The sequence below is a fragment of the Streptomyces sp. NPDC002092 genome, from assembly GCF_053593775.1.
Map to the genome: position 1 here is coordinate 244,679 of NZ_JBSFDG010000012.1, position 12,052 is coordinate 256,730.

Annotated in this window: 11 protein-coding genes; 5 read left to right on the forward strand and 6 right to left on the reverse strand. The window is 70.0% G+C overall.

Annotated features, from left to right (window positions below):
• Window positions 1–94: 94 nt before the first annotated feature.
• Entirely contained in the window at window positions 95–1,258 is a 1,164-nt protein-coding gene (locus tag ACWCRD_RS27810) for a citrate synthase/methylcitrate synthase (protein WP_450968500.1), read from the reverse strand.
• 109 nt (window positions 1,259–1,367) lie between these two features.
• Between ACWCRD_RS27810 and ACWCRD_RS27815 the strand changes: the two genes are divergently transcribed.
• From ACWCRD_RS27815 to ACWCRD_RS27830, 4 genes are all read left to right on the forward strand, one after another.
• Window positions 1,368–2,621: a citrate synthase gene (locus ACWCRD_RS27815; RefSeq protein ID WP_450968501.1), complete on the forward strand. Its 1,254-nt coding sequence runs from the start codon at window positions 1,368–1,370 to the stop codon at window positions 2,619–2,621.
• A gap of 78 nt (window positions 2,622–2,699) precedes the next feature.
• Window positions 2,700–3,641: a sucrase ferredoxin gene (locus ACWCRD_RS27820; RefSeq protein WP_450968502.1), complete on the forward strand. Its 942-nt coding sequence runs from the start codon at window positions 2,700–2,702 to the stop codon at window positions 3,639–3,641.
• A 101-nt stretch (window positions 3,642–3,742) separates the two neighbouring features.
• The gene (locus tag ACWCRD_RS27825) at window positions 3,743–5,413 is read left to right on the forward strand and encodes an ATP-binding protein (protein ID WP_450968503.1); all 1,671 of its coding nucleotides are present in this window, start codon (window positions 3,743–3,745) and stop codon (window positions 5,411–5,413) included.
• Window positions 5,410–6,090, forward strand: coding sequence for a response regulator (locus tag ACWCRD_RS27830; RefSeq protein ID WP_450968504.1), 681 nt, complete (start codon window positions 5,410–5,412; stop codon window positions 6,088–6,090). The genes ACWCRD_RS27825 and ACWCRD_RS27830 overlap by 4 nt, the downstream gene beginning before the upstream one ends.
• Before the next feature lie 54 nt (window positions 6,091–6,144).
• Here ACWCRD_RS27830 and ACWCRD_RS27835 read toward each other — a convergent pair whose 3' ends face one another.
• From ACWCRD_RS27835 to ACWCRD_RS27845, 3 genes are all read right to left on the reverse strand, one after another.
• Complete coding sequence (locus tag ACWCRD_RS27835) at window positions 6,145–7,197, reverse strand: ABC transporter substrate-binding protein (protein ID WP_450968505.1); 1,053 nt, start codon at window positions 7,195–7,197, stop codon at window positions 6,145–6,147.
• Window positions 7,198–7,260: 63 nt separating this feature from the next.
• A complete protein-coding gene (locus ACWCRD_RS27840) occupies window positions 7,261–8,124 on the reverse strand; it encodes an ABC transporter permease (protein WP_450968506.1) in 864 nt (287 codons plus the stop codon).
• A gap of 4 nt (window positions 8,125–8,128) precedes the next feature.
• Window positions 8,129–8,944 (reverse strand): ABC transporter ATP-binding protein, encoded by an 816-nt coding sequence (locus ACWCRD_RS27845; RefSeq protein WP_450968507.1) that lies wholly within the window; start codon window positions 8,942–8,944, stop codon window positions 8,129–8,131.
• 161 nt (window positions 8,945–9,105) lie between these two features.
• On the opposite strand from ACWCRD_RS27845, the gene ACWCRD_RS27850 reads away from it, so the two are divergent.
• Window positions 9,106–9,798 (forward strand): response regulator, encoded by a 693-nt coding sequence (locus ACWCRD_RS27850; RefSeq protein WP_450968508.1) that lies wholly within the window; start codon window positions 9,106–9,108, stop codon window positions 9,796–9,798.
• A 90-nt stretch (window positions 9,799–9,888) separates the two neighbouring features.
• Here the strand turns inward: ACWCRD_RS27850 and ACWCRD_RS27855 are convergent, their stop codons facing one another.
• Together ACWCRD_RS27855 and ACWCRD_RS27860 are read right to left on the reverse strand one after the other, a co-directional pair.
• A complete protein-coding gene (locus ACWCRD_RS27855; protein WP_450968509.1) occupies window positions 9,889–11,481 on the reverse strand; it encodes a solute symporter family protein in 1,593 nt (530 codons plus the stop codon).
• On the reverse strand, window positions 11,478–12,035 hold the full coding sequence (locus ACWCRD_RS27860; RefSeq protein WP_450968510.1) for a DUF485 domain-containing protein: 558 nt from the start codon (window positions 12,033–12,035) through the stop codon (window positions 11,478–11,480). The genes ACWCRD_RS27855 and ACWCRD_RS27860 overlap by 4 nt, the downstream gene beginning before the upstream one ends.
• Between the last annotated feature and the right edge of the window lie 17 nt (window positions 12,036–12,052).

Genomic DNA, 12,052 nt, shown 5'->3' on the forward strand with positions numbered 1-12,052 from the left:
GCGGTACGGGCCGTTCCGAGCAGTTCGACACCTCGGCCGCTGCTCTGTCCTCACCGTAGGCCCGGCGCCAGAAGCACCGGGCCGCACGTATGTCTCAGGCCGCCCCGGGCACCGCCACCGGCGCTCCCGGCCCCACATACCGCGCCACCGGCCGGATGATCTTCGAGTCCTCCGCCTGTTCGAGGATGTTCGCGCTCCAGCCGACCACCCGCGCCGCTGCGAACGTGGGGGTGAACATCTCGCGGGGCAGGCCGCACAGTTCCATGACCACGCCCGCGTAGAACTCGACGTTCGTGTGGAGTTCGCGGCCTGGCTTCAGTTCCGCCAGGATGCTCTCGACGTGACGCTCGACCTCCACGGCGAACTCCACGCGCGGGCCGCCGAAGCTCTGGGCCACCTCGCGGAGCATCCGGGAACGGGGGTCCTCGGTGCGGTACACGGGGTGGCCGAAGCCCATGATGCGGTCGCCGACGAGGACGCGTTCGCGGATCCAGGGGTCGATGCGGTCCGGGGTGCCGATCGCGTCCAGAGTGTCCAGCGCACGGCTGGGCGCACCACCGTGCAGCGGACCGGAGAGCGCCCCCACGGCTCCGACCAGGCAGGCGGCGACGTCCGCTCCCGTCGACGCGATGACCCGCGCCGTGAAGGTTGACGCATTGAAGCCGTGATCAATGGTTGAGATCAAGTACTGCTCGACCGCCCGGGCCCGCTTCGGCTCCGGCACCGAACCCGTCAGCATGTAGAGGTAATTGGCCGCATAGGAGAGATCACCCCGGGGCCCCACCGGTTCGAGACCGCGACCCAGCCGGTGCAGCGCCGTGAGCAGGGTCGGCACGGCCGCAGCCGCCACGAGGGTGTCCTGACGGCGGGCGGCCGCGTCGATGTCGTACACCGGTCGGAAGCCCTTCGCCGCACCGAGCAGCGACAGCGCGGTGCGCATACCGGCCAGCGGGCCCGACCGCCCGCTCGCCGCCGCTATGGCGGGCAGGGCCGCCCGCACCTCGTCGGGAAGCCCCCGCAGGGCGGCCGTTTCGTCGGTGAACGCCGCGCGTTGCGCCTCGTCCGGCAGTTCGCCGTGGACCAGGAGATGCCAGACGTCCTCGAAGCCGCGGGTCTGCGCGAGTTCGACGGCCGAGTACTGGCGGTAGTGGTAGAAGCCCTCGAGCCCCCGGACGTCCCCGATCTCGGTGTCGGTGACGACGACACCGGCGAGCCCCCGCGGCACGTCGACGGTGGCGGCTGACCTGTTGACGGACATGATTCCTCCCTGGACTTGATTCAACTGTCGATGCTTGACTAGTTCGCTGTCAATATTGATTGAATCAATGCCTTGGATCCATGCGTCGTGATGCGGATACGGTGACCCCATGCGCGATCAAGACCCCTCCGCCGGTCACGCCGACCGCCGGCTGACCACCAAGGAAGCCGCCGAACTGCTGGGCGTGAAGCCCGAGACCGTGTACGCGTACGTGAGCCGCGGCCAGCTCGGCAGCCGCCGCGTCCCCGGCGGCCGGGGCAGCACTTTCGACGTCAAGGAGGTGGAGGCGCTCGCCCGGCGCAACAGACGCGAGAGCAGCGGCAGTTCACCATCGGGCGGCGACCTCTCCGTGCGGACCCGCATCACACTCATCGAGACGGACCGGTACTTCTTCCGCGGCGTCGACGCCACCGAACTGGCCACGCGCCACTCCTACGAAGAGGTCGCCGAGTGGCTGTGGACCGGCCGGCTGCGCCCCGGCGTGGTGTTCACCGCACCCGAGGCCCCCGTCGCCCTGGCCCGCCGCGCCGTCGAGACACTGCCCGAACACACCGGACCGACCGACCGGCTGCGGGTTGCGGCGATCGCCGCCGCGGTGGCGGACCCGCTGCGCTTCGACCTCTCCGAGGACGCCGTGCTCGGCACCGCGCGCACGCTCATCCCCACCCTGGTCGCGGCCCTGCCGCCGGCCCGGCGCGGCCACCGTGACGAGGGCCCGCTGGCACACCGCCTGTGGGCGCGGCTGACCGGAGTCGACCCCGACGAGGCCTCGCTGCGCGTGCTGGACACCGCGCTCGCCCTGCTCGTCGACCACGACCTCGCCGCCTCGACGCTCGCCGTGCGCGTCGCCGCCTCGGCCCGCGCCCACGCCTACGCGGCGGTCTCCGCCGGGCTCGGCGTGCTGGAAGGCCCCCTGCACGGAGCGGCCAGCGGCCTCGCCCACCGGCTGCTGCTCGACGTGCTCGACGAGGGCAATGCGGCCCCCGTCATCGCAGAAGAGCTGCGCGCGGGCCGCCGCATCCCGGGGCTCGGTCACCGGCTCTATCCCGGCGAGGACCCACGCGCGCGTGTCCTGTTCGGCCTCCTGGAGGAGATCCCCCGCGCCGCCCCCGCCCTGGCCGCGGCCCGCGACATCGTGACCACCACCGCCCGCCACACTCCGCTGCACGCCAATGTCGACCTGGCCCTGGCCGTGTTCACCGCGTCCTCGGGCATGCCCTCCACCGCGGGCGAGACCATCTTCGCCGTAGCGCGTACGGCGGGCTGGATCGCTCATGCGCTCGAGGAGTACGGGGAACGCCCGCTGCGCATGCGGCCCAGTGGCCACTACGTCGGCCCGAAGCCGCCCCAGCCGTTGCCGTAGCAGGATCGACCCCTGTCGGCGCAGGACACGGACGCGGCCGGAAGTCGCGGGGAGCCAAGTCAGGTTAGGCTCACCTCTGTGAGTACGTGCTCAATCGTGTCCCGGGAGCTCGACGAGCCCCTTTCGGGAACCGCGGCCACCGCGAGGACCTGGCTGCTGCTGGAGCAGCCGGGTCCCTGGGGCGCCAAGGCGCTCACTTCGAGCCACCTCGATCCGGCCCTCGGCCGCGCCCTGGAGGCGGCCGCCGAGGGCACGGGCGTACGCATCGCGCTGATCCGCCGCCCCGGACGGCACGCCGACTGCGGCACTCCCACCGCGCGGCAGGTGTACGCGGCCCACACGGCACCCGGCAACGCATGGCTGCACTCGGCAACGGTCCGCGATCCGCGGGCCCTGCTCGACCTCGACTTCACCGCGCTCGGCAAAGGCGCGCACCACACCTTCGACACGGCGCTCGATGCCCGACCGCACGCCGGTGCTCCGCTCGCCCTCGTCTGCACCAACGGCAAGCGCGACCGCTGCTGCGCGCTGCTCGGTCGCCCGCTCGCGGCCGAGCTCGCCGCCACCGAGGTGGAGGGGGTCTGGGAGGTCACCCATCTGGGTGGCCATCGCTTCTCGCCCACACTGCTCGTCCTTCCGCACGGGTACGCGTACGGCCGCGCCGAGGCCCCCGCCGTCAGGAAGGTCCTGCATGGCGTCCAGGAGGGACAGATCGTCGTCGAGGGCTGCCGCGGGCGCTCCGCCTGGGAGCGGCCCGGTCAGGCGGCCGAGCTGGCCGTGCGCTCGGCCGTGCGCGAGTACGCGGCGGACGCCCTGAGCGTCGTACGAACGGACGGGGCCGCGCCGCGCTGGCAGGTGACCGTCGCTCACGCGGACGGACGCCGGTGGCGCGTCGAGGTGGCGCAGGGCGCGGCCCTGCCGCCCCGCCCGGAGAGCTGTGGGACGTCGATTCTCGGTTCACCTGCGCGGATGGAGGTCTTGGCGGTGCACGAGCTGAGCATGACCGCGCTCGCGAGTTGACCGGCCCGCTCCATGCTTCGGCGGTTTGGCGCAGCATTGATCAAGAGATGCATGCCACACCCCCTACGGCAGCTTCGGCACGTCCACGTACCGTCGTGGGTATGAGCCCCACTCCCCCAGCCCGCCGCCTGCGCCTCGGTCTGCCCAAGCGGGTGTTCTCGCAGGTGCTGCTGATGCAGGTGGCGATCGCCGCGGGGGTCGCGGTGCTCGCGACCGGACTGTTCCTGGCTCCGCTGAGCAAGCAGCTCGACGAGGAGGCGATGCGCCAGGCGCTCGCCATAGCCGAGACCACTGCGCAGAACCCGCAGATCGCCGAGGGGCTCCTGCACACCCCGCCGACCAGGGACGGCCCGGTGCAGAAGGAAGCAGAGCGGATCCGGCGGGCCACACACGCCGAATACATCGTGGTGCTGGACCTGCACAAGGTGCGCTGGTCGCATCCAACAGCGTCGGAGATAGGCAACATTGTCTCCACCGACCCGCACGACGCCCTGGCCGGCAAAGAGGTCATGGAGATCGACAGCGGCACCCTGGGCCGCTCGGCCCGCGGCAAAGTGCCCCTGCGGGACAGCCACGGCAAGATCATCGGAGCGGTCTCGGTCGGTATCAAGTACGACAGCGTGCGGGCCGACCTCATCGGCGCGATCCCCGGACTGCTCGCCTACGCCGGCGGCGCACTGGCCGTCGGTGCGCTGGCCGCCTGGCTGATCTCCCGGCGGGTCCAGCGGCAGACCCGCGACCTGGCCTTCTCCGACATCTCGGCGCTGCTCGCGGAGCGCGAGGCGATGCTGCACGGCATCCGGGAGGGCGTCGTCGCCCTGGACCGGGCCGGTCGGATACGCCTCCTGAACGACGAGGCACACCGGCTGCTGAGCATCGACGCGGACGCCGTCGGCCGGTCCCCCGACGAGGCGCTCGGCCAGGGACGTACGGCCGACATCCTGGCCGGCCGGGTGACGGGCACCGACCTGCTCACCGTGCGCGGCCAGCGCGTCCTGGTCGCCAACCGCATGCCCACCGACGACGGCGGCGCCGTGGCCACCCTGCGCGACCGCACCGAACTGGAGCAGCTCGGCCGGGAACTCGACTCGACGCGCGGCCTGATCGACGCCCTGCGCGCCCAGGACCATGAGCACGCCAACCGTATGCACACGCTCCTGGGGCTGCTCGAACTGGAGATGTACGACGATGCCGTGGAGTTCGTCGGAGAGGTGGTCGGAGACCACCGGGTCACGGCCGAGCAGGTCACCGAGAAGATCCAGGACCCGCTGATCGCCGCGCTGCTGGTCGGCAAGGCGACCGTTGCGGCCGAGCGCGGTGTCGCCCTGTGGGTCTCGGACCGGACGCGGCTCCCGGACCGGCTGATCGACCCCAGGGGGCTCGTCACCATCGTCGGGAACCTGGTGGACAACGCGCTCGACGCGGTCGCCGGCACCCTCCACGCGCGCGTGGAGGTCGAGTTGCGCACCGAAGGGCGTACCGCCGTCCTCAGGGTGCGCGACACCGGGCCCGGAATCCCGGCGGAACAACACGAGTTGATCTTCACTGACGGGTGGTCCACGAAGGAACCGCCCGCCCACCGCAAGCGCGGCATCGGCCTGTCCATGGTGCGCAGGCTCGCGGAGCGGCAGGGCGGCAGCGCGACGGTGGGCGAAGCGGACGGTGGCGGGGCGGAGTTCACCGTCGTCCTGCCGGAAGCACTGACCGAGCCGGCGCCGGAGCCTGCCCTCACGGCAGCCGCGGACACGACCGTCAAGGAGGAGTCGCGATGATCGAGGTCCTGGTCGTGGACGACGACACCAGGGTCGCCCAGGTCAACGCCGCCTACGTCGAGAAGGTGCCGGGCTTCCACGTGGCCGGCGAGGCGCACAGCGCCGCCGAGGCACTCCGTCAGCTGGAGACGCTGCCCCGTCTCGACCTGGTCCTCATGGACCATTACCTGCCCGACGACACGGGTCTCGCGGTCGTCCAGGAGATGCGCCGGCGCGGCCACCAGAGCGACGTGATCATGGTGACGGCGGCCCGTGACGTGTCGACCGTGCAGGCCGCGATGCGGCACGGCGCCTTGCAGTACCTGGTCAAGCCGTTCGCCTTCGCGGGCCTGCGCGCCAAGCTGGAGGCGTACGCGGAGCTGCGCCGCACGCTCGACGGCGGCGGCGAGGCGGAGCAGGCCGAGGTGGACCGCATCTTCGGTGCCCTGTCGGCCTCTTCTGAGCCGGGACTGCCCAAGGGTCACTCCCCCACCACCGCGGAACTCGTACGTCAGTCCCTGATGAGCGCCGAGGGGCCGCTGTCGGCCCAGGAGGTCGCCGACCGGACGGGAGTGAGCCGCCAGACCGCCCAGCGCTATCTGAAGCTCCTGGAGCGCACGGGGCGGGCCCGGCTCACCCTGAAATACGGCGACGCGGGCCGCCCTGAACACCGTTACGTGTGGGCGACCCGCGCCTGAGGGCACGGCCGGTGGGGGCGGGGGAAGGGGCCGTGCCCTTTCCCCTATACGGATTCAGCCCGCGGCCTTCTCCACGAACTCGGTGGTGAACGTCTTGCTCAGGTCCACCTTGGCGTTCTTGATGTTGGGGTTGAACGCCTTGAGGACCTTCTCGACGGTCTCGGGGCCGTCCTTGGGCATGACGCCGTCCTTGGTGAACATCGGCAGTGTGCTCTCGATGGCTGCCGCGTACAGGATCTTGTTGCCCTGTGAGTAGTCGGCGGGCATCTTGTCGGCGATCTGCGTCGCGCTGTGGGTGGACATCCACGTGAGCGTCTTGACGAATGCATTGGCCAACTTCTGGACGGTGTCCTTGTGACTGTTGACCCAGTCCGTCTGCATGTACAGGCTTGACGACGGGTAGGGGCCGCCGAGCGCCTCCTGGGAACCCTCCGGCGTCCGCATGTCGAGGAGGACCTTGCCCGCCTTCTTGTCGAGGATGGTGGCGACGGTCGGGTCGGTCGTCATGCCGCCGTCGATGGCGCCCTTCTGGAGCGCCGAGATGAAGGTCGGTCCCGCGCCGACGGCGACCGGCGTGAACTCGCTGACGTTCACCCCGTTCTTGACGGCGAGGTACTTGGTGAGGAAGTCGGTCGACGAGCCGAGACCGGTGATCCCGAGCTTCTTGCCCTTGAAGTCCTTGGGCGACTTGATGTCTCCCGCCGCCTTGCTGGAGACGATCTCCACCTCGCCGGGCGCGTGCGAGAACTGGACCACGGACTCCACCGACTTGCCCTTGGTCTGCAGGTCGAGGGTGTGGTCGTAGAAGCCGACGGCCCCCTGGACCTGCCCGGAGACGAGCGCGGTCTCGGCCTGGACACCGGCGGGCTCGCTCAGCATCTCCACGTCGAGGCCCTCAGCGTCGAAGTAGCCGAGCCGCTGGGTGAGCATCGCGGGCAGGTAGATGACCTTGTCGAGGCCACCGACCATGATCTTGACCTTCGTGCCCTTGCCGTCACCCTTGCTGGTGGAGGTGGTGCTGGCCGCCTCGTTCGCACAGGCGGTGAGCGAGGAGAGGGTGAGCAGGCCGGCGGCGGCCAGGGTGGTGTATCTGGCGGACTTGCGCATGAGGGTTCACGTCCTTGTGAGAGGGCGGTGCGGAAAAGACCGGGGAGTGGCTTGTGAGGGCGTTCAGCTGTCGGAACCCGACGGCTTCCACCGGAAGATGCGGCGCTCGGCGAAGGTCAGCAGCCCCTCGGCGGCGAGTGCGACGACGGCGAGGATGACCATGGCCGCGTACACACCGGCCGTGTTGAAGGTCCCCTGCGACTGCGAGATGAGCAGGCCGACGCCCTTCGTCGCGCCGATGTACTCGCCGACGATGGCGCCGATGAGAGCGAAGCCGAAGCTGACATGGAGGCTGGTGAAGATCCACGAAGTGGCGGACGGCACGACCACTTGAAGGGTCACTCTGCGGTCGCTCGCGCCGAGGATCCGGGCGTTGGAGACAAGGTTGCGGTCGACCTCACGAGCGCCCTGGAAGGCGTTGAAGAAGACCGGGAAGAAGACCAGGACGACCGCCGACGCGACCTTGGAGGCGGGACCGAGTCCGAACCAGATCATGAAGATCGGAGCAAGGACGATCCTGGGTATCGAGTTGAGCACCTTGATGTATGGACCAAGGACATCGGCGAGAAAGGTGATCCGTCCGAGGGTGATGCCGAACAGGACACCGGCGATCACACCGAGGACCCAGCCGAGCAGCGCCTCGTACAGCGTGTACCAGATCTGCTCGCCCAGGGACCCGATGGCGGTCCCGTGTGTCACCCAGGTGTAGATCTGGTCCCAGACCTTCGAGGGCATCGAGAAGTTGAACGGGTCGATGGCCTCGGTCCGGGCGAGCAACTCCCACAGACCCAGCACGGCGACCAGGAGAAGTACGCGGGTGACCGTGACGACGATCTTGCGTCTACGGGCGGCACGCGCGCGTGACTGCGCACGGTCCGTCTTGTTTCCGGGTTCGGTCAAGGTCAGCGCGACCTGTGCTTCGGGCATGACGTCAGGCGACATGGGCGGCACCCCTCTCACGGGTGATGCGGACCTCTTCGCCGAGGGACTCCCAGATCTCGCGGTAGATCTCGATGAACCGCGGCTCCAGGCGCACCGACTCGACCTTGCGCGGCCGCGGCAGGTCGATGTCGAAGACCTGCTTCACGGTGGCCGGGCCTGCCGTCATGACGACGACCTTGTCCGCCAGCGCGATCGACTCCTCCAGGTCGTGCGTGACGAAGACCACGGAGGCCCCCGTGCCCTCCCACAGCTCGAGCAGCTCGTCCGACATCAGCGCCCTGGTCTGCACGTCGAGCGCCGAGAACGGCTCGTCCATCAGCAGGATCTCCGGGTCGTTGACGAAGGTCGCGGCGAGTGCGACGCGCTTGCGCTGGCCACCGGAGAGCTGGTGCGGGTAGCGGTCCTCGAAGGCGGCGAGCCCGACCCGGGCCAGCCACTCACGCGCCTTCTCCTTCGCCTCCGACTTGGGCACACCACGAAAACGCGGGCCCGCCACGACGTTCGACAGCACGGTGCGCCAGGGGAAGGTGGCGTCCTGCTGGAAGACGAAACCGACCTTGCCGCCGACGCCGCGAACCGGCTCCCCGGCAACCAGAACCTCGCCCTCGGTGGGCTCCTCCAACCCGCTGACCAGGGTCAAGGTGGTCGACTTGCCGCACCCCGTGGGGCCGACGACGGCCACGAACTCGCCACGCCCGACCGTGAGGTCCAGCTCCCTGACGGCCGTGTGCAGACCCCCCGACGGGGTCCTGAAGATCTTGCTCGCGCCCCGTAGCTGGATGGCGGGGCTGGTGTCTGCGCTCATGGCCGGGGACGGTAGATGTGGCCGGGGCCGCAGCAGCAGCCTTGTGAGCGCATGCCGTTCTTTTGCTTGCAACAGACTGTTGTGCTCGTTTTGCGCGCGCTACAACAGCGGAGCCGAAACACGGGCTCAACGCTCGCCAGGCCTTGACAGAAAGAGGCCCGATGATTGACGTCCTGGTCGTGGACGACGACTTCCGCGTCGCCGAGATCAACGCCAAGTACGTGGGAAAGGTTCCCGGCTTCCGGGTCGCCGCCCGCGCACACAGCGCTGCCCAGGCGCTGGCCGGCGTGCAGCGCGGAACCATCGACCTGGTCCTGCTCGACCACTACCTGCCCGACCAGACGGGCCTCGAACTCGTCCACCGCATGCGGGAACAGGGCCTCGGCACGGACGTCATCATGATCACCGCGGCCGGCGACGTGGCGACCGTGCAGGCCGCGATGCGCCTCGGCGCGCTGCACTATCTCGTCAAGCCGTTCACCTTCGCCGCCCTGCGCACCCGCCTCGACTCGTACGCCGCGCTGCGCCGCACCGTCGACCGCGTCGGCGGCCGTGGCATCGCAGGCCAGGAGCAGGTGGACCGGATCTTCGGCGCCCTGCGCACCGCGCCGGCACCGTCGTCACCAGGCCTGCCCAGCGGCCACTCGGAACCGACGACCGACCTGATCTGCCGGGTCCTGCACCACGCCGAACACCCGCTCTCGGCCCACGAGGTGGCCGCGGAGACCGGCCTGAGCCGCTCCACAGCCCAGCGCTACCTCCGCCACCTGGAACAAGCCGGCCGCCTCCGCCTCTCCCTCAAGTACGGCGACACCGGGCGCCCGGAACACCGGTACGCGTGGGTGACGCCGTAGCCCGACGTCCGCGCTGTGCGCCGTACAACGGCGCGGCAGACTGCACGACGACAACGAGGCGTCTGTCTACGACGGTGAGGGCGGCGCTTCCTACGCGGCCCCCGCCCCTGTCAGCGCCCGCACCTCGGTCTCCGCGTGCTTGGCCTCGTCGGGAACCTCGTCGGAGGTGACCGTGCCGAGCCAGCCCGCGAGGAAGCCCATCGGGATCGACACGAGGCCTGGGTTCTGCAGCGGGAAGTACTGGAAGTCGACGGCCGGGAACAGCGATTCCGGACTGCCCGAGACCACGGGGGACAGCACGACCAGGGCGAGTGCGGGGACCAGCCCGCCGTACACGGCCCACACGGCACCGCGAGTGGTGAAGCCGCGCCAGAACAGCGAGTAGAGCAGCACTGGAAGGTTCGCGGACGCGGCGACGGCAAAGGCGAGGCCCACCAGGAAGGCGACATTGAGGTCACGGGCCAGCAGACCGAGGGCGATCGCGACCACGCCGATGCCGACCGAGGCGACGCGCGCCACGGCCACTTCGCTGCGCGGCTCGGCACGGCTGCGCCGCAGTGACGCGTACAGGTCGTGGGCCACGGACGCCGAGGAGGCGAGCGTGATTCCGGCGACCACCGCGAGGATCGTGGCGAAGGCGACGGCGGCGACGACCGCGAAGAGAACCGTTCCTGCCGTGGAGTTCGCGCCCCCGCCCAGAGCGAGCGCCAGGAGCGGGACGGCTGTGTTCCCGGCCGCGTTCGACTCGCGTACCGCATCCGGTCCCACGATCGCGGCCGCCCCGAAGCCGAGGACGATCGTCATCAGGTAGAAGCCCCCGATGAGCCCGATCGACCAGAGCGCCGAACACCGCGCCGCCCGGGCGGTGGGCACGGTGTAGAAGCGGGACAGAATGTGCGGCAGCCCCGCCGTGCCCAGCACCAGGGCGAGCCCCAGGCTGATGAAGTCCAGGCGGGCGGTCCAGTCCCCGCCGTACTTGAGACCCGGGGCCAGGAACGCATCGCCGTGACCACTGCGCGCGGCCGCCGTCAGCAGCAGCCGGTCGAAGTCGCCGTGGAAGCGCAGCAGAACGAGCACGGTCAACGCGACCGTGCCGGCGAGCAACAGCACCGCCTTGACGATCTGGATCCAGGTGGTGGCCCTCATCCCTCCCAGAGACACATAGATCACCATGAGAGCGCCGACACCGATGACGGTCCAGGCCCGCGCAGCCGTGCTCGTGTCCCCGAGCAGCAGCGCGACCAGGCTCCCCGCCCCCACCATCTGCGCCACCAGATACAGGACGGACACGGTGACCGAGGAAGTTCCCGCCGCGATCCGCACGGGCCGCTCGCTCATGCGTGCCGCGACCACGTCGGCGAGCGTGAACCGCCCGCAGTTGCGCACGAGTTCGGCGACGAGGAAGAGCACCACCAGCCAGGCGACGAGGAAGCCGACCACATACAGCAGTCCGTCGTATCCGAACAGCGCGATGAGCCCTGTGACGCCCAGGAAGGAAGCGGCCGACATGTAGTCGCCCGCGATGGCAAAACCATTCTCCATGGGTGAGAAAAGACGCCCGCCCGCGTAGAACTCCTCCGCCGAGCCCTGCCGGTTGCGGCTCACCCACGTCGTGATCGCCAGCGTGATGGCGACGAACACGCTGAACAGAAACAGCGCAAGGGTCTGATGGCCGCCCGTCACAACGCACCACCCCCAACCCCGCGCGTCAACTCCTGTGTGTTCCACCGCAGTTCGAGCGCCGCCCGATCGCGGCGCAGCCGCGCATGCCGGGCGTAGGCCCACGCGAACAGGAAGGTGCTGAGGAACTGCCCGAGCCCGGCGAGCATCGCCACGTTCATGGCGCCGGCCACGGGATACGCCATCAACCCGGGCGCGGTGGTGGCGGTCACGAGGTATGCCACGTACCAGAGGAGGAAGACAGCGACTCCCGGCACGACGAACCTGAGGTATCTGCTGCGCACTTCCTGGAACGCCGCGCTGCGCTGCACCTCGAGATACACCTCGGCCGCAGCGGCAGTCTCGTCCTCCCCCGGCCGGCTTGCAGGCTCAGGCTCGGGTCCGACACCTGCGACGCCGTCCGACTCGCCCCATCCGGAGGCGAGCGCGTCGTACCACGGGTCGTCGTACCTCGCACCTCCGGAAGCCGCTGCAGGGGACGGGTCGTGATCGCGGTGCCCGGCCGAACCATCGGCGCCACCCCCGCCTCCGCAGGGACGGCCATTGCTTGACTGCATGCCCAAGGATGGACAGA